This is a genomic window from Chitinimonas naiadis (genome assembly GCF_054780835.1).
In genome coordinates this window covers 42,479-60,469 of sequence record NZ_BAAGVO010000009.1, presented here as the reverse complement: position 1 = coordinate 60,469, position 17,991 = coordinate 42,479, and the positions used below count along the sequence as shown (strand labels likewise).

Annotated in this window: 16 protein-coding genes; 7 read left to right on the top strand and 9 right to left on the bottom strand. The window is 62.2% G+C overall.

Annotated elements, in window-relative coordinates; genetic code table 11:
* Positions 1 to 261: 261 nt before the first annotated feature.
* The 7 genes from grpE to ACYVHK_RS23400 all read left to right on the top strand — a co-directional run bounded on the left by grpE (position 262) and on the right by ACYVHK_RS23400 (position 8,626).
* Positions 262 to 816 carry a nucleotide exchange factor GrpE gene (grpE, locus tag ACYVHK_RS23430; protein ID WP_460537246.1) on the top strand — a complete coding sequence of 185 codons (555 nt, stop codon included), beginning with the start codon at positions 262 to 264 and terminating at the stop codon, positions 814 to 816.
* 107 nt (positions 817 to 923) lie between these two features.
* Complete coding sequence (gene dnaK, locus ACYVHK_RS23425; protein WP_460537244.1) at positions 924 to 2,843, top strand: Hsp70 family protein; 1,920 nt, start codon at positions 924 to 926, stop codon at positions 2,841 to 2,843.
* A 77-nt stretch (positions 2,844 to 2,920) separates the two neighbouring features.
* Entirely contained in the window at positions 2,921 to 4,045 is a 1,125-nt protein-coding gene (gene dnaJ, locus ACYVHK_RS23420) for a molecular chaperone DnaJ (RefSeq protein WP_460537242.1), read from the top strand.
* A 259-nt stretch (positions 4,046 to 4,304) separates the two neighbouring features.
* The gene (locus tag ACYVHK_RS23415) at positions 4,305 to 4,847 is read left to right on the top strand and encodes a porin family protein (protein ID WP_460537240.1); all 543 of its coding nucleotides are present in this window, start codon (positions 4,305 to 4,307) and stop codon (positions 4,845 to 4,847) included.
* Between the two features lie 155 nt (positions 4,848 to 5,002).
* Entirely contained in the window at positions 5,003 to 6,820 is a 1,818-nt protein-coding gene (locus ACYVHK_RS23410) for a CIA30 family protein (protein ID WP_460537237.1), read from the top strand.
* A gap of 46 nt (positions 6,821 to 6,866) precedes the next feature.
* Positions 6,867 to 7,988 (top strand): sensor histidine kinase, encoded by a 1,122-nt coding sequence (locus ACYVHK_RS23405; RefSeq protein ID WP_460537235.1) that lies wholly within the window; start codon positions 6,867 to 6,869, stop codon positions 7,986 to 7,988.
* 29 nt (positions 7,989 to 8,017) lie between these two features.
* A complete protein-coding gene (locus tag ACYVHK_RS23400; RefSeq protein ID WP_460537233.1) occupies positions 8,018 to 8,626 on the top strand; it encodes a response regulator in 609 nt (202 codons plus the stop codon).
* A gap of 223 nt (positions 8,627 to 8,849) precedes the next feature.
* Here ACYVHK_RS23400 and siaD read toward each other — a convergent pair whose 3' ends face one another.
* The 9 genes from siaD to ACYVHK_RS23355 form a co-directional block, all read right to left on the bottom strand.
* Complete coding sequence (gene siaD / locus ACYVHK_RS23395; protein WP_460537230.1) at positions 8,850 to 9,635, bottom strand: GGDEF domain-containing protein; 786 nt, start codon at positions 9,633 to 9,635, stop codon at positions 8,850 to 8,852.
* Positions 9,635 to 10,012, bottom strand: a complete 378-nt coding sequence (gene siaC / locus ACYVHK_RS23390; RefSeq protein WP_460537227.1) for a biofilm regulation phosphoprotein SiaC — start codon at positions 10,010 to 10,012, stop codon at positions 9,635 to 9,637. The genes siaD and siaC overlap by 1 nt, the downstream gene beginning before the upstream one ends.
* A 19-nt stretch (positions 10,013 to 10,031) precedes the next feature.
* Complete coding sequence (gene siaB / locus ACYVHK_RS23385) at positions 10,032 to 10,574, bottom strand: biofilm regulation protein kinase SiaB (RefSeq protein WP_460537225.1); 543 nt, start codon at positions 10,572 to 10,574, stop codon at positions 10,032 to 10,034.
* 39 nt (positions 10,575 to 10,613) lie between these two features.
* On the bottom strand, positions 10,614 to 12,611 hold the full coding sequence (siaA, locus tag ACYVHK_RS23380; RefSeq protein ID WP_460537222.1) for a biofilm regulation protein phosphatase SiaA: 1,998 nt from the start codon (positions 12,609 to 12,611) through the stop codon (positions 10,614 to 10,616).
* Between the two features lie 208 nt (positions 12,612 to 12,819).
* Positions 12,820 to 14,166, bottom strand: a complete 1,347-nt coding sequence (locus tag ACYVHK_RS23375; protein ID WP_460537220.1) for a glutamine synthetase family protein — start codon at positions 14,164 to 14,166, stop codon at positions 12,820 to 12,822.
* Positions 14,163 to 14,774, bottom strand: coding sequence for a YdbT family protein (locus tag ACYVHK_RS23370; RefSeq protein ID WP_460537218.1), 612 nt, complete (start codon positions 14,772 to 14,774; stop codon positions 14,163 to 14,165). Before ACYVHK_RS23370 ends, ACYVHK_RS23375 begins: the two co-directional genes overlap by 4 nt.
* A complete protein-coding gene (locus ACYVHK_RS23365) occupies positions 14,771 to 15,922 on the bottom strand; it encodes a CaiB/BaiF CoA transferase family protein (protein WP_460537215.1) in 1,152 nt (383 codons plus the stop codon). Before ACYVHK_RS23365 ends, ACYVHK_RS23370 begins: the two co-directional genes overlap by 4 nt.
* 31 nt (positions 15,923 to 15,953) lie before the next feature.
* A complete protein-coding gene (locus ACYVHK_RS23360) occupies positions 15,954 to 16,706 on the bottom strand; it encodes a substrate-binding periplasmic protein (RefSeq protein ID WP_460537213.1) in 753 nt (250 codons plus the stop codon).
* Between the two features lie 70 nt (positions 16,707 to 16,776).
* A complete protein-coding gene (locus ACYVHK_RS23355; protein ID WP_460537211.1) occupies positions 16,777 to 17,955 on the bottom strand; it encodes an acyl-CoA dehydrogenase in 1,179 nt (392 codons plus the stop codon).
* Positions 17,956 to 17,991: the final 36 nt, after the last annotated feature.

Genomic DNA, 17,991 nt, shown 5'->3' with positions numbered 1-17,991 from the left:
CGGCGCCCAGGCTGGATACGGCTTGGGGCGATATGGACCCGGGTCTGGCGTAGGTGGGCCAGCTAGGGTTTTCCTTAACTTGTGTAGTCGATTATAAGGAGTTTCATGTGCAGTGCACCATTTTTTTCAAACGAGCGTCTGATTTATAGCAAACTGCAACAATCGGCCTATTCCACATAGACAACATGTCGCGTTTTTGGCCTCTTGAAATGCGAATAACCATCTCCATCTTGTGGGTTATCGCTTCAGGAGAAACTCGCCATGCAACAGGAAAACCTGCCAGAAAACCAAATAGATCAAACGCTTGAGCAGGATGTGGCTCCGCTCGAGCATGAAGAGGCCGTCGCAGCCGAAAGCCTGCAGGCGCAGGTAGCCGCGCTGGAAGCCAAGGTGACGGAACTGCAAAGTGCCGTGCTGTACGCCAAGGCCGATGGGGAAAATATCCGCCGGCGCGCCCAGGATGACGTTGCCGCGGCGCACAAATACTCAGTCGGCAAGTTCGCCACCGAGTTGCTGATCGTCAAGGATTGCCTGGAGATGGCGCTCAAGGACAATTCCTCGATCGAGAACATCAAGATGGGTGTGGACATGACGCTGCGCAACCTGGCCGGCGCCTTCGACAAGTTCCAGATCAAGGAAGTCGATCCGCAGGTGGGTGAAAAGCTCGATCCGCACAAGCACCAGGCCATGAGCGCCGTTGAGGCCGAGCAGGAAGCCAATACCGTGGTGAGCGTGATGCAAAAGGGTTATGCGATTGCTGACCGCGTGCTGCGTCCCGCCATGGTGGTGGTGGCCAAGGCCAAGAGCGAGGGATGAATGCGGCGGGCCTTGAAAGCCTGTAAACGCATCCCCATTTAGCTAGCAAGGTTATTCAATATACAGCGCCGGCCCAGCCGGCACACAGAACAGGAAAGGATCTACACATGGGCAAGATTATTGGTATTGACCTCGGCACCACCAACTCGTGCGTGGCCGTACTCGAAGGCGGCAACGTCAAGGTGATCGAAAACGCCGAAGGCGCTCGTACCACGCCGTCCATCATCGCCTACACCAACGATGACGAAATCCTGGTTGGTGCGCCGGCCAAGCGTCAGGCGGTGACCAACCCCAAGAACACGCTGTACGCCGTGAAGCGTCTGATCGGCCGCAAGTTCGAAGAGAAGGAAGTGCAAAAGGACATCGATCTGATGCCTTACTCCATCACCAAGGCCGACAACGGTGACGCCTGGGTGGAAGTGAAGGGCAAGAAGATGGCCCCGCCGCAAATCTCGGCTGAAGTGCTACGCAAGATGAAGAAGACCGCCGAGGACTACCTCGGTGAAGAAGTGACCGAAGCCGTGATCACTGTGCCGGCCTACTTCAACGACAGCCAGCGCCAGGCGACCAAGGATGCTGGCCGTATCGCTGGTCTTGACGTCAAGCGCATCATCAACGAGCCGACCGCCGCTGCGCTGGCCTTTGGTCTCGACAAGAAGGAAAAGGGCGACTCCAAGGTTGCGGTGTATGACCTGGGCGGCGGTACCTTCGATATCTCGATCATCGAGATTGCCGATGTCGATGGCGACATGCAGTTCGAAGTGCTGGCCACCAACGGCGACACTTTCCTGGGTGGCGAAGACTTCGACCAGCGTCTGATCGACTACATCGTCACCGAGTTCAAGAAGGAACAGGGCATCGACCTGAAGAACGACGTGATGGCGCTGCAACGCCTGAAGGAGGCGGCTGAGAAGGCCAAGATCGAACTCTCGAGCACCACCCAGAGCGAGATCAACCTGCCCTACGTCACCATGGATGCGACTGGCCCCAAGCATTTGGCCATGAAGATCACCCGCGCCAAGTTCGAAAGCCTGGTCGAGGACCTGATCGAGCGTTCGATCGAGCCTTGCCGCATTGCGCTCAAGGATGCCGGCTTGAAGATCACCGACATCGACGACGTGATCCTGGTCGGTGGCCAGACCCGTATGCCCAAGGTCATGGACAAGGTGAAGGAGTTCTTCGGCAAGGAAGCCCGCCGTGACGTGAACCCGGACGAAGCCGTGGCCGTTGGTGCTGCGATCCAGGGTTCGGTGCTGTCGGGCGACCGCAAGGACGTGCTGCTGCTGGACGTCAGCCCGCTGAGCCTCGGTATCGAGACCCTCGGTGGCGTGATGACCAAGCTGATCCAGAAGAACACCACGATTCCGACCAAGGCATCGCAGGTGTTCTCGACCGCGGAAGACAACCAGAGCGCCGTGACCATTCACGTGCTGCAAGGTGAGCGCGAAAAGGCGGCTGCCAACAAGTCGCTGGGCCAGTTCAACCTGGAAGGTATTCCGACGGCTGCCCGTGGTACGCCGCAGATCGAGGTTGAGTTCAACATCGACGCCAACGGTATCCTGCATGTGTCGGCCAAGGACAAGGCGACCGGCAAGGCCAACAACATCACCATCAAGGCCAACTCCGGCCTGAGCGAAGAAGAGATTCAACGCATGGTGAAGGACGCCGAAGCCAATGCCGAGGAAGACAAGAAGCTGACCGAACTGGTGGGTGCCCGCAACCAGCTGGAAAGCCTGATCCACTCGGTGAAGAAGTCGCTGACCGAGTTTGGCGACAAGATTGCTGCCGATGAAAAGGCGGCGATCGAGAAGGCCCTGGCCGATGCCGAAGGCGTGGTGAAGAGCGAGGACAAGGCCGATATCGACGCCAAGTCCGAAGCCCTGATGACGGCCTCGCACAAGCTGGCGGAAAAGATGTACGCCGCCCAGCAAGGTGCCGAGGGCGCTGCACCGGCCGGTGAAGAGGCCAAGAAGGATGACGGCAACGTCGTGGATGCCGAGTTCACCGAAGTCAAAGACGAGAAGTAATTTCGTTTGATTGCGCAGGCGCAGCATGGGTCGGACCGGTTCCGGCCCCTGCTGCGCCTTTGCCGTAAGGAAACAGCATGGCAAAAAGAGATTTCTACGAGATCCTGGGGCTCAACAGGGACGCCAGCGACGAGGACATCAAGAAGTCCTATCGCAAGCTGGCGATGAAGTACCACCCGGACCGCAATCCCGACAGCAAGGATGCCGAAGAGAAGTTCAAGGAGGCCAAAGAGGCCTACGAGATCCTCTCCGACGAGCAGAAGCGCGGGGCCTATGACCAATACGGTCATGCCGGGGTAGATCCACAGGCGGGCATGGGTGGCGGCTTCGGTGGCGGCGGTGGTTTTGCCGACGCCTTTGGCGACATCTTTGGCGATATCTTCGGCGGTGGTGGTCGCGGCGGGCGTTCCAACGTCTACCGGGGTTCCGACCTGCGTTACAACCTCGAGGTCAGCCTCGAGGAAGCGGCACGCGGCACCGAGACCAAGATCAAGATCCCGACCCACGACGAGTGCGACGTCTGCCACGGCAGCGGTGCCAAGCCGGGTACCCAGGCCAAGACCTGCGGTACCTGCGGCGGCCATGGCCAGGTACGCGTGCAGCAAGGCTTCTTTTCGCTGCAGCAGACCTGCCCGACCTGTCACGGCAGCGGCAAGGTGATTCCTGATCCATGCCGCGCTTGTCACGGTCAGGGTCGGGTGAAGTCGCAGAAGACGCTGAACGTGAAGATACCAGCCGGTGTCGACGAGGGGGATCGCATTCGCCTGAGTGGCGAGGGTGAACCGGGCGTCAACGGCGGCCCGCCGGGTGACCTGTACGTGGTGATCCACCTCAAGTCGCACAGCGTGTTCGAACGCGACGGCAACGACCTGCACTGCGAGATGCCTATCAGCTTCGCGGTGGCGGCCCTGGGGGGCGAGATCGAGATTCCGACGCTGGAAGGCGCCGTGAAGCTGAAGATTCCGGCCGAGACCCAGACCGGTGCGGTATTCCGTTTGCGCGGCAAGGGCATCAAGGGCGTGCGTAGCGCCATCACCGGCGACCTCATGTGCCATGTGGTGGTCGAAACCCCCGTCAAGCTCACCGATAAGCAGAAGGAACTGCTGCGCGAGTTCGAGAACATCAGTCTCGAGGACGACGCCAAGCACAATCCTCGCGCCAACTCGTGGATGGATAAGGTGAAGGATTTCTTCTCGAACTGAGTGGAAACCTGAGCAACAAAAAAGCTGCCTGCGGGCAGCTTTTTTTTGGTCCACGCTCTGAGAGGAGCTCGCGGATGACAGCGGAAAAACGCCTTGGTTCCCGGGCAAAAATTACCGCTTCCCCTAGCTTGGTGGCCGTTTTCAGGGCTGATAGTATCCGCTCCCTTCGCAAGAAGGACGTGCAAGAAGTACCGGATAGTGCCTGTTTTCAGGGCTGTAACGGGACTTCTCTACAACAAACTGACTAGAGGATAAAGTCATGAAAAAGCAATTCTCCCTGCTCGCTATTGCCGCCGTACTGGCCGCTCCCGCTTTTGCCGACAACTTCTACGCAGGTGGCGATATCGGCCGCAGCAAGATTGAAGCTGATCTGGGCAATGGTTACTCCGCGAGCAAGAACGATACCGCCTGGTCCGTCTTCGCTGGCTACCAGTTCCACACCAATTTCGCTGCCGAAGTTGGCTACCGCGATCTGGGCAAGATCGAAGATCGCGCTGGCAACAACTACGACCAAGTCAAGGCCCGTGCCGTGCAGGCCTCGCTGATCGGCATCCTGCCCGTGAGCAACGAGTTCAGCGTATTCGGCCGTCTGGGCCTGGCCAGCATCAAGGGTGAGGGCGAAGGCCGCTTTGGCAACTACACCTACTCGAGCAGCGAAACCAAGACCAAGGGTCTGTTCGGTATCGGCGCCCGCTATGCTGTAACCAAGGAACTGGGCCTGCGCGCCGAGTACAACCAGTACAGCAAGATCGAAGACGTGAAGCTGTCGACCCTGACCATCGGTGCCGACTACCGCTTCTAAGCGCAGGCTGTTTTACTGCTCGCGTTGAAAAGGTGCCTTCGGGCACCTTTTTGTTTTTCCGGGAGATGACATCTGTCATCTCCAAGTCCTGACGCTTGCGACTGCCAATTGCGTGCAGCTTGACCATAATGCTCCCCATACCAAGAGGAGGAGCCATGATGCGTCTTAACCTGATTTCCCTGTTGTTGTCGGCCTTTGTCAGCGGTGCGGCCTGTGCCGATGCCACGCTGATCCGGGATGTGGCGGTGTTTGATGGGACCGCCATGCTGGGCAAGCGCAGTGTGCTGATCCGTGACGGGCGTATTGCCGATGCGGATTTCAAAGGCCCGGCGCCGGCGGGTACGATCGAGCGGCGTTGCGATCCCTGCACCCTGCTGCCCGGCCTGATCGACAGCCATGTCCATGCCTTTGCCAACCAGAAGCTGCCGGTGCTGCTGGGGGTGACCACCCAACTCGATATGTTCATGCCGCCCAGTGCGACGCAAGAGACCCGGGCCCGCATGGCCAAGGGTACGCTGGATGACGAGGCAGACCTGTTCAGTGCCGGCATTCTGGTGACGACACCCAAGGGCCATGGTACCGAGTATGGCATTCCCATCCCGACCCTGAGCAAGCCGGAGGACGCCGATGCCTTCGTGGCGGAGCGGCTGGGGGAGGGCTCGGACTATATCAAGCTAGTCTACGACGACGGCAAGAACTATGGCCTCAACTTCACCACGCTGGACCTGCCTACCTTGTCCGCGGCCATCGCTGCGACCCACAAGCGCGGCAAGCTGGCGGTGGTGCATGTCTCGACCTTGCAGGCCGCGACCGAGGCGGTACAGGCGGGTGCGGACGGGCTGGTCCACCTGTTCGTAGACAAGGAGGCCGATGATGCCTTCGTCGCCCTGGCCAAACAAAAGCGCATCTTCATCGTCCCCACCTACACGGTGTATGAAAGCGTGTTCGGGCGCGCCGGCAGCGCCGAGCTGTTGAAGGCGCCTGCCATTGCGAACCTGCTCGACAGTGGGCAGCGCGGTGCCCTGGGGCAGACCATGCGGCCGGTCAATGCCAGCGCCCGGCTTGATGGCCTGATGCGTATCAGCATCGGCCGGTTGAAGGCCGCAGGTATTCCCATCCTGGCGGGGACCGATGCGGGGAATCCGGGCACCTTGCACGGTGCCAGCCTGCATCGTGAACTGGCACTGCTGGTGCAGGCTGGGCTCAGTCCCAGCGAGGCGCTGGCAGCGGCCACCTCGGTGCCGGCCGCCGCATTCGGCCTCAAGGACCGGGGGCGGATCGCCAAGGATATGAAGGCCGACCTGCTGCTGGTCAAGGGCGACCCGAGCCGAGACATCCTTGCCACGCGCGATATTGTCGAGGTCTGGAAGAACGGCAAGCCGGTCGATGGTTTGCGTACGGCCCGCCTTGTGGCGATGGAACAGGAGCGGTTGGCGGCAGCACAGCGCAAACCGCAGGCCTTGCCCAAGGATGGTCAGATCGGCCAGTTCAGCCTGCAGGATGGGCAGATCAAGTTGGCGGCGCCTTTCGGTAGCTGGAGCCAGACCGCGGATGGGGTCATGCAGGGCAAGTCGAGCGTGGCGTTCAGTGCCGGCCTGGGGCCGGAGCAGCAGACCAGCCTGCGCTTGCAGGGCGAGCTGCGCACCGGCTTCGCCTATCCGTGGGCTGGTGTGGCCTTTATGCCGGGTAGCCAGCCTTTCAGCCCGGTCGATCTCTCTGCGGCCAAGGGTATCCGCTTCAAGGTACGGGGTGATGGCGGCCTCTATGCGATCCAGGCCTTCTGGCAGGCGGGGGGCTATCAACCTTCGGCAGCGACCTTCCGGGCTGATCCGGAATGGAAGGAATTGACCTATGCCTGGGGGTGCTTCGCCGGTTTTGATCCCAAGACCACCACCAGCCTCGGCATCGTGGCCGCCATGCGGCAGGGGCCATTCCAGTTCGAGATTGCCGATGTGAAGCTGATCGTGGATTGATCGACATAATCGTCGTGGGTTGGGCAGGATTAGCGAGGAGAACATGATGTTCAAGCGGGGATGGGTGGCGAGCCTGCATGGCATGGAGCAGGCACATGACGGAAATGAGAACGAGGACTTTGGCGGCCCATGGTTCAGCCTGCTCTATCTCGGCTTCCTGTTCCTGCCGCTACGGCATGAGGTGGGGGTGGAGTGGTTGGCGACCGGTATTGCCATCGCAATATTCCTGCCAATCCACTTCTGGAGCTTCTATGCCAGTGGCCCGCGGTTGTGGCTGAGCTGTGTGCTGATTTTCGTCCTCGGATTGGTGCTGTTCCCTTACAACCCGTTCGCGCATACCTTTTTCATCTATGCCGGTTTTCCCGCTGCCCGGGCCAAGCTACGGGAGGCGACGGCGATCATTGTGCTGACGACCGTCGCGGCGTTTGGCTATTTCAGCTGGCGTAATCTGGGTGGCCTCTATTTCGGCATCATCTCGGCCATGCTGCTGGGCGTGGGTTTTGCCATCCTGGGCGGCCGTGCGAGCAAGGCGTCGCGCAAGACCATTGCCGGCAAGGACCAGGAGATAGAACGGCTGGCCAAGCTGGCCGAGCGCGAGCGCATTGCCCGTGATCTGCATGATCTGCTGGGCCATACCTTGAGCCTGATCGCGATCAAGGCGGAGTTGGCCCACAAGCTATTGCCACAGGAAGTGGAGCGGGCCTCGGGTGAGATGCGCGAGGTGGCCGGCATTGCCCGCTCGGCGTTGGCCGACGTGCGGCAGGCCATTGTTGGCTTGCGTAGCGTGGGATTGCTCGATGCGACCCGTGCCGCCGATACCATGCTGCGAGCGGCCGGCTTGAAGACCGAGCTGGCGATCGCGACGCTGCCCGTACTCTCGCCCGCCAGCGAGCACGCGTTGGCTCAGGCGGTCCTGGAAGCCAGTACCAATATCGTGCGCCATGCCGATGCCCAGCGGGTCCGCATTGCGCTCTCGGTGGATGCGCAGCAACTGGTGCTGCGTGTGGAGGACGACGGTGGCGGTAAGGACATCGTGCCGGGTCAGGGGCTGAATGGCATGCGGGAGCGTCTTCAGGCCGTGGCAGGCAGCCTGGACTGGATTGCCCTGCAGCCGGGCCTGCGCCTGCGTGCCAGTGTGCCGCTTGCGGCGGCGACGCAGCCGGCTTAGGCTGGCCGTCGTTTGTCGGGAGGGTGATGGTGGCGAATCTACGTATCGTATTGGCAGAAGACCAGGCACTGGTGCGCGGCGCGCTGGCGGCCCTGTTGCGACTGGAGACGGGCTTCCAGGTCGTGGGGGACGCCGGTGACGGTCAGGCCGCCTTGCAACTGGTGGAGCAACTGCAGCCGGATATCCTGCTGACCGATATCGAGATGCCGTTGATGACGGGGCTGGAGCTGGCCCAGCAGGTCAAGCAGCGCGGCTTGCCGACCCGGGTGGTGATCGTCACCACCTTTGGCCGGGCCGGCTACCTGAATCGCGCCATGCAGGCCGGCGTGGCGGGCTATCTGCTCAAGGATGCGCCGAGCGAGCAGTTGGCCGCCGCGATACGCCGGGTGGCGGGTGGCGGCCGGGCGATCGCGCCGGAGCTGGCCTTGGCGGGTTGGGATGGTGAGGACCCGCTCAGCGACCGCGAACGGCAGGTATTGCGGCTGGCGGGGGAGGGGAAGTCGTCCGGTGAGATTGCCGGGCTGGTGCATCTGTCCGAAGGAACGGTGCGCAATTATTTGTCTGAGGCGATCGGGAAGCTGGGCGCGGCGAACCGGATCGAGGCGGCGCGCTTGGCGCGGGACAAAGGCTGGTTGTAGGGCCCGTTTCCGTTGCGGGGAAACATGCCCACCTTACAAAGACAAGCGCGAGGGATCCCAAAATGGTGGTGCTGTCGGGCCACCTTTTCTCTGCTTGCTCTCGTCGGTGACGGGGTACATCCGGTCGAGCGTAAGGCAGCTTGCGGGACTCACTCCCGCATTCAATGCGGGCACGGGGCAATTGCCGTCCACAACAGCACAGGAAGCGTGCCGAACAACCGGCTTATGCGACTTCGCAGCGGTCGCGGCCGCCGCGTTTGGCGGCGAGCAGGGCGTTGTCGGCGCGCTTGATGGTTTCGGAGTAGCTTTCACCGGGCTGATGCTGGGCCAGGCCGCAGCTGACCGTCAGGCTCAAGGCCTGGTCGCCGACGCGCACCGCCAGGGTACGGATGCTGTCGCGCATACGTTCGATCACGCCGAGCGAGGTATCCACGCTGGTCTCGGGCAGCAGGATCAGGAATTCCTCCCCGCCCCAGCGGCCGCAGAGATCGTACTCGCGGACTTCGGCTTCCATGACGCGGGTGATCTCGATCAGCGCGGTATCGCCGACCTCATGACCGTACTGGTCATTGACCCGCTTGAAGTAGTCGATGTCGATCATCGCCACGCTGAATACATGCTGCTGTCGCTCACTGCGCTCGACCTCGGCCTTCAGACGTTCCACCAGCAGTCGGCGGTTGGCGATGCCGGTCAGCGAGTCTCGCGTGGAGGCTTCGCGCAGGGCGAGGTTGAGGTCGCGCATCATGTGTTGGTAGCGGTCCGAGATGCGGGCCACCTTTTCCAGCTGGCGCAACTGCTTGTCAAAGCGCTCGCTGAGACTCATCTCGCGCTCGCGAGCCAGGCTCTGGTAGACGTCCGAGACCCGGGTGATGCGCTCCATTCGGTTCAGGAGTTCGCGGTGCTGCTGCCAGAGCTGGCCCAGGACGTGTGTGACCGGACTGTCCCGATAGTCGGGGTCCGCCAGTAGTCGCTTGATCAGTGCTTCGAGTTCGCTCTGGTCCGGTTTCATCAGTCGTGTCCAACAATCTCGAACGGGAAGGTGCAGTCTTCCTTGAATTCCTCAGCCAGCTCCGCGACCCGCTCGTTGCGATGATCGTAGTGCCAGTTCACCGATACCTGCTTGCCCCTGTGGTGGGCTTCTTCCAGCAGGTCGAAGATATCCATCATCGCCTTGATGCTGCTGGTATTCAGATATAGCAAACGCAGTTCCAGCCGCAGTGGCTGGCCGCCTTCGGCGAGGAAGCGTTCCACCCATTCGAAGACCTGGTGGAACAGTTCGTAGGAATTCTCCGGGTAGGAGTCGCCCTGCATGCTCAGGGTCCCGGTTGCCCAGGCGCCCTGGATGGCGGGGGTGGATTGGGTACCGGCGATGGAGAAATCATTCATGGTTTTGCTCTTCAATCACTTAAATCACAGCGCGCAGGCTGAAAAAGGCGCGGCCATCGGCCAGCTCGCGCAGCGAGGCGACCAGCGGTGCGCTGGCCTTGCGAGCAATGTCGATCAGGCCCAGACCGGCGCCACTGCTGGCGGCCTCGTCGCGGGGCTTGCGCAGTTGCTCCTTGTAGGCGGCCTTGAGGGCGATCTTGTCGAGGCCGGCCAGCTTGTCGACCTGGGCCAGCAGGTGCTGGCCATCCGCCTGTTCGACCAGGTTGCCGGCTGACACGACATAGTGGCCCTCGCTATCGCGGGCAATGACCACGGTAGCCGCTGCTTCCTGCTCGGCCCAGCCCTTGAGGTTGGCGTAATGGCGGATATTCTGTGTCATCTCGATATAGACCGCGAACACGTCCATGGCAGCGGACGGATGGGCATGATCGGCTTGCAGGTAGTTACGCAGGGCATTGCCGATCTCTTCGATCAAGCTGCGCGAGATGGGGCCATTGAAGCACAGCATGATCTGTTGCCGGTTGTAGCTCTCGCGCATGCTGTAGAGGTCTAGCGATTCCATCGTGACTCCAGTTGGGTGGTTGAGCAGTCGCTTGGCGCATCAATCAAAGCGGAAACACAACATCGTAATATCGTCTCGCTGGGCGTGCTCGCCCTGGTAGTCGGCCAGGGTGGCGGCGAAGGCATCCCCCTGCTCGGACAACGGCAGTCGCGCGTGCCGCACAATCATCTCGGTAAAGCGGCTGCTGCCAAAACCAAAGCCCTGTTCACCGCCGGCCTGGTCAAGAAAGCCATCGGTGGTCAGGTAGAAAGTATGGCCCTTGGCGAGGCTGAGCAGTGTATTGCTGTACTGGCCCTGGCGCTTGTCGCCAATGGCACGGCGGGCTCCTGGCAATTGCTCGACCGTGGCGCCATCGCTGTAGTAGAGGGCAATCTTGGCACCGGCGAAGGTGATCTGGCGGCGGTCGAAATCCACATAGGCAAGGCCGACATCCATATTGGTCGCCAGCGCCTGTTGCTCTGGCTGGTCGCGTAGCATGGCGCGGACGATCTGGTCGGTACGGGTCAGGATGGCAGCCGGGTCGGACAGACTGGCATCTGCAATCGCCTGATCGATGGCGGCGTGCGCCAGCATGGTCATCAGCGCCCCCGGTACGCCGTGGCCGGCGCAATCCACCACGCCGAACAGGCAGCCCTGCTCGCCAGCGCGGTAGACATAGAAGTCGCCACCGACCACGTCGCGAGGGCGCCACAGCACCGCGTGTTTCTCGCCCAGTGCGCTGACCAGTTGCCGGTTCGGCAGGATGGCACGCTGGATCAGGCTGGCGTAATCGATGGAATCGTCGATCTTCTTGTGGGCCGCGGCCATGTCCCGGTTGGCCTGTTCCAGCGCCTGGGTGCGCTCCTGTACGCGGGACTCCAGGTCGGCAGTGTGGCTGCGCACCTTCTCGGCCATTACGCCGAAGGCGGTGCTGAGCTGGCCGATCTCGTCGCTACGCCCTGCCGGCAGGGCGACTTCGTAGTGGCCGGCGGCCATTGCCTGGGCGGTTTGCTGCAACTGGCGCAAGGGGCGCAGGACCAGCTTTTCCACTGCGTAGGCAAAGCCGGCAAGAAGGGCGATCAACATCAGCGCCAGTGTCAGCAGCAAGGGCGTGAGCCACTGGTCTTCGATCACCTTGGCCGCGTGCAGGTCGACCGCAGTCAGCACATGCCAGGCCAGTTCCGGGATATAGCTGATCGCGAGCAGCTGCGGCTTGCCACTCAGTACGACCGAACGGACTTCGACGCTGTCGGGCTTCTGCTCGACGGCCGTCATGGCGGCGCGCACGTCGGCAATCTGCTGGTTGTTGCCGAGCAGGCGGAACAGACTGGTGGTTTCCGACTCTGTCTTCTGGGTGGCAGAATTGAAGCCGATCAGCTTGCGATCCGGGTGGGCCTGGATGGCGCCCTTGCGGTCGATGATGATGGGTGTGACGCCGGCCTCATCATTGCTGATGAATTGCTTGAGGAAGGTCGTGAGATCAAGGCCGGTGCCGGCCATGCCGAGCTTGCGCTTGCCGTCCTGCACGATGATGTTGAACCAGACCTTGGTCTCGTTCAGCGTGACATCGCGGTTGACGTTGATGCTGTAGTGCGAAATGTCGCGCAGGGTATTGAAATACCAGCTGTCCGGTTCGTTGTTGTTCTTGAGCTGATAGCGCGGTGCAGTACTGAAGCTGCCCTTGGTATCGTTGAAGTAGTACTGGTAGCTGTGGTCGGAGACGATGAAATAGGAGTGGTCGCGAAAGTCACTGCGATAGCCCTCGGCCTCGCGAAAGAACAGCTCACGCTTGGCGGGATTGTCTTCATCCTCCAGCCACTGCCGCGTGACCTCGGAGGCGGCCAGACGTTTGGACAGCGCCAGCTCGCGCGATACCGGGGCGAAGATTCGCTCGCGGTTGAGCAAGGTGGCGTTGCGGGCGTAGGCGAGGCCGAAGTGGTTGCGGATATTGTCGACCACCTGCCAGCCGATCAGGGCCGCCGGGATCAGAGCCAGCAGGCAGGCGAGCGCGAGCGCCAGCAATGATTTGCCACGTAAACCCAAACCTAATGCCGCCATGACCATCCTTGTTGGGCGCAGAGCCCGTGCCGATTTGGTCGCGATTGTGCCGTGCTGCGGCTGGCGGGGCAATCTGCGTTAGCCCGATGCTGCGGCATTTCGGCCACTCTCGGTGCAATTTGTTGTACGAATGTGCAGAAGACGGGCCGGCAGGTGAGTCGCTTTGACGCCATCCCGCCGGTGGGTGCACGCAAATGGTGCGGTTTTCTCAGACGAGGGCAGCCAGGTAACGTCGCTCCCAGGGGGTGATTTCGGTCAGGAAGCTGTCCAGTTCCAGCTCCTTGACCGCGACGAAGGCGTTCACGAATTCGTCGCCCAGAAGGCGACGTACCACGGTGCTGCCGTGCATGGCGGCCAGCGCTGCATCGAGCGTGCGCGGCAGGGCCGGACCGCTATCGGCCTGGTCGAACACGGTGCCTTGCGCTTCGGCCGTAGGTTGCAAGCCTTGCTCCATGCCATGCAGGCCGGCGGCCAGGCTGCCGGCCAGGGCGAGGTAGGGGTTCGCGTCGCAACCGGGGATGCGGTTCTCCACCCGTCGTGCGACCGGCGAGGATTGCGGAATGCGGATGCCGACCGATCGATTGTCGTGACTCCAGGCCAGATTGACCGGTGCGGCCATATGCTTGGCAAAGCGGCGGTAGCTGTTCACATGGGGACAGAACAGCGGCATCAGCTCGGGGATGACGATCTGCTGGCCGGCGATGAACTGGCCGAACAGGGGGGTAGCGCTGCCATCCGGCGCGCTGAAGATATTCTGTCCCTGGCTGTCGACCACGCTCTGGTGCAGATGCATGGAACTGCCTGGCTGGCCTGCCAGCGGCTTGGCCATGAAGACGACTTGCAAGCCATGCTTGAAGCCAATCTCGCGCAGGGCGTACTTGAACAGAAAGGTCTGATCGGCGAGCTTGAGTGCGTCGCCATGCAGCAGGTTGATCTCGTACTGGCTCGGCCCCAGTTCGTGGACGAAGGTGTCCCCCGGGATGCCAAGCACTTCGAGCGCGGTGTAGACCTCATCCCAGAAACCGGCATGATCGTTGAGCCCGCCCAGGCTGAAGCCCTGGTTCCCATCTTCGCGACGGCCGTTGCGGCTGTCAGGCGGCGTCAGCGCCTCGTTGGGGTCGGTATTGGCGGCCAGCAGATAGAACTCGAGCTCCGGCGCGACCACCGGTGACCAGCCCTTGGCGGCATATTGCGCCAGGACCGATTTCAGCACATTGCGGCTGGCGATAGGGGTGGGGCGACCGTCCAGGTCCACGCAGTCATGGATGGCCAGGGCACGGGGCTGGCTGGCCCAGGGGACCGGCTTGAGCGTTTCCAGGAGCGGCAGCAGCTTCATGTCCGGATCGCCCTCGCCGGAATAACGATAGTCTGCCCAATCACCGGTCACGGTATGGATGGCCACGGCCCGACATAGGCGCAGCTCCTGCCCGCCGACGAAGGCCTTTGCGGGCATGGCCTTGCCGCGCGGGACGCCGTTGATGTCGGCGACCAGGCATTCTACTTCGCGGATACCGTGTTCGGTGATGAAGGTGGTGATCGGGTCGTGCTGTTTCATGATTGTTTCTCGTGCTGTTGCAGGCTGCTGTCGGCCTGGTGGGAGCGTTGCTTGAGCTGGTTGCTGATTTCGTCGAGCCGATCGGCGATCCGCGCCAGCAGGGCGAGCTGCGCGGTCTGCTCATCCGTGGCGGTCGCGTGGGCGGGCTGACCGTGCCGCAGGGCGTCGCGAGCCGCGAGGATGCGGGCACGGAAGTCGTGGGCGTCGATGATGCCGATCAGCTGCATCTGGTTGCCGGCATGCTGGCTTTGTCCGGCCGTTTCGAACTTGAGCATGGCGAGATTGAATTGCCGCAGGATGGGGCCTTCGATAAAGGTCACGTCCTGGATGTTCTCAAGGGGGATGGTCTTTTCAACCTGGAACAGGATGCCTTTGCGGAAGCGCAAGGTGCGGCTACCCAGTTCGCATTCGAGCTTGTCGTAATAGTGATGGGCCCACCACTGGCCGACACCGCAGAACCACAGTACCGCCAGCGGCAGGCCGACAACGGTGATGGCGATCAGGAGGCCGATCTGGATAACCAGATAGGGGCGGATCAGTGTATTGAAGCTGGCGCGTTGCAGCAGCTTGTCGGTGCTGACAGGCAGCGGTGCAGGGCTGGGGCTCATGAGGGCAGGACCTTGTCGGTATGTTGACCCAGCGTCGGCGGGGCGGCCTGATAGCGGATGGGGGTGCGCGAGAACTTGATGGGGTTGGCCACCATGCGCACGCTGCCGGCAGGATGGGGGATGTCCACCACCATCTGCCTGGCCTGGGCCTGCGGTTCTGCCAGGGCTTCCGGTATGGTGTTGATCGGTCCGCCGGGGATGCCGAGTTTTTCCATCTGCCTGATCCAATGGCGACGTGGCTGGGTGGACAGCGCGGCCTGGATCAGTGGGATCAGTTCAGTGCGATGGGTTACGCGTGCCTTGTTGCTCGCATAGCGCGGGTCCTGTGCCCAGCCTGGGTGGCCACAAAGTTCGGCGAAGCGGGCGAACTGGCTGTCATTGCCGACCGCCACGATCACGTGCCCGTCGCTAGCCGCGAAGGCTTGGTAGGGCACGATGTTGGCGTGGGCGTTACCGTAGCGTGGCGGGTTCACCTCGCCGACCAGATAGTTGCTGGCGACGTTGGCGAGCATGGCCAACTGGCAGTCGAACAACGCCAGGTCGATATGCTGACCCTCGCCGCTGCGATCGCGGTGGGAGAGGGCGGCCAGGATGGCTACGGTGGCATACATGCCGGTGAACAGATCGGTCACCGCGACACCCACCTTCTGGGGCTCGCCGTCCGGTGCGCCGGTGATGCTCATCAGCCCGCCCAGGCCCTGGATCATGAAGTCGTAGCCGGCCTGCTCGGCGCGCGGCCCCTGCTGGCCGAAGCCGGTGATGGAGCAATAGACCAGATCCGGCTTGATGGCCGACAGGCTGGCGTAGTCGAGCCGGTATTTGGCGAGCCCGCCGACCTTGAAGTTCTCGACCACCACGTCACAGCTTTTGACCAGCTCATGCAGCCTGGCCTGGCCCGCCTCGCTGGTGATATCCAGCGTGACCGATTCCTTGCCGCGATTGGTGCACAGATAGTAGGCCGCCTCGCGGGTCGTCTCGCCCTGCCTGTCCTTCAGGAAGGGTGGACCCCAGCCGCGGGTGTCGTCGCCGCCGTCGGGCTTTTCGATCTTGATCACTTCGGCGCCCATGTCGGCCAGTTGCTGGGTGGCCCAGGGGCCGGCAAGGACACGTGACAGGTCGAGGATGCGCAGGTGCTTGAGTGCGGACACGGTACTGGTTTCTCCATACCGCACGGCATGCCTAGCGGTACTGTTGCAGGTACTGGCGGAAGCCGGCCGATTCGCGCTCGCTGCGTATTGCCTGCCAATAACGCTCGACCAGTTCACGGTTCTGTTCATAAAACGGTCGCGCCACCATCAGGTACAGCACGGTCCGGTCAAACGGCGGTTCGACCGCCTCGATCACATCCCGGTAGCGGTTTTGCACCAGCTGACCGGCTTCTTCTTCCATGGCGATCACGCCAGCGAGACGACCCAGTCGCAGCTTCTCCAGGTTCTGCACCGCCGAGCGGGCACCGTCGTCATACGGCGCCCCGGTCGCCTGCAGCTTGGCGACATGCACAAAGCCCAGTTGCACACCGATCAAGCCGTTGCCGAGCCCGCTGAACTGGCCTCCGTCCCAACTGCTGGTACTGCCCTTGCGCCGGAACAGCATGAAGCGGGTGACGGTCAGTGCCTGGGCCTCATCCAGCGCGCCATTGCGCATGGGGAAGGCGGCGTAGGCTTCCCGCTCACCTATCCAGGCGCCGATGATGGCTTCGGTCTGGCCGTTTTTCAGCTCATCTAGGCAACGCCGGCGCGGTGCCACATGATTCTCGAACTGCAGTGGCATCGTCCTGGCTGCGCGGCGCAACAGGTGCTGCAACTGCCCTTTGCCGTTGGGCAGGGTGTGCGGGTAGAACGGCACATCCAGCGTGCAGACGCGAAACGGTACGGCTGCCTCCGTGACCAGGGCACAAAGGCCGAGGCCAATTGCAATAAAGGGAAAACGCATCGGGGGAGACCCTGTTGCTCGGGTGTGTGGATCCATTCTAATCCGCCCCGGCTGCGCTTTCCGGTTGGTGTTACTGGCCGAAGGCGGCAATCCCCGTCTGAGCTCTGCCCAGGATCAGCGCATGCACGTCATGGGTGCCTTCGTAGGTGTTCACCGCTTCCAGGTTCATGACGTGGCGGATCACGTGGAATTCGTCGCTGATGCCATTACCGCCGTGCATGTCGCGGCTGATGCGGGCGATGTCCAAGGCCTTGCCACAGTTGTTGCGCTTGATCAGGCTGATCATCTCCGGCGCGGCGCGCCCTTCGTCCATCAACCGGCCAACGCGCAAGGCGGCCTGCAGGCCGAGCGTGATCTCGGTCTGGAAGTTGGCGAGCTTGAGCTGGATCAGCTGGTTGGCGGCCAGCGGGCGGCCGAACTGCAGGCGGTCCAGTGTGTATTGGCGTGCAGCATGCCAGCAGAATTCGGCCGCACCCATGGCGCCCCAGGCAATGCCGTAGCGTGCCTTGTTCAGGCAGCCGAACGGGCCTTTGAGGCCACGCACGTTCGGCAACAGGTTGGCTTCCGGCACGAATACCTCGTCCATCACGATCTCGCCGGTGATGGAGGCGCGCAGCGAGAACTTGCCTTCGATCTTGGGGGCGGAGAGGCCCTTCATACCGCGTTCCAGCACGAAGCCGCGGATCTCGCCGTCGTCGGTCTTGGCCCAGACCACGAAGACATCGGCGATCGGGGAGTTGGTGATCCACATCTTGGCGCCGGACAGCGCGTAGCCACCATCCACCGAACGGGCGCGGGTGATCATGCTGCCTGGGTCGGAGCCGTGGTTGGGTTCGGTCAGGCCGAAGCAGCCCACCCATTCGCCCGTCGCGAGCTTGGGCAGGTATTTCTGCTTTTGCTCCTCGGTGCCGTAGGCATAGATGGGGTACATGACTAGCGAGGACTGCACGCTCATGGCGGAGCGGTAGCCGCTGTCGACGCGTTCGACCTCTCGGGCGACCAGACCGTAGGCCACGTGCGAGACGCCGGCGCAGCCGTAGCCTTCGATGGTCGAACCCAGGAAGCCCAGCTCGCCCAGTTCGGTCATGATCTCGCGATCAAACCGCTCATGCCGGTTGGCTTCCAGCACGCGCGGTTGCAGTCTGCCCTGGCAATAGTCGCGGGCCGCGTCGCGGATCATGCGTTCGTCTTCGGTCAGTTGCTCGTCCAGCAGCAACGCGTCGTCCCATTGGAAGTGTGGCTTGGCCATGTCTCTCTCCATCTCCGTATTCGATTGAGGCAGCGG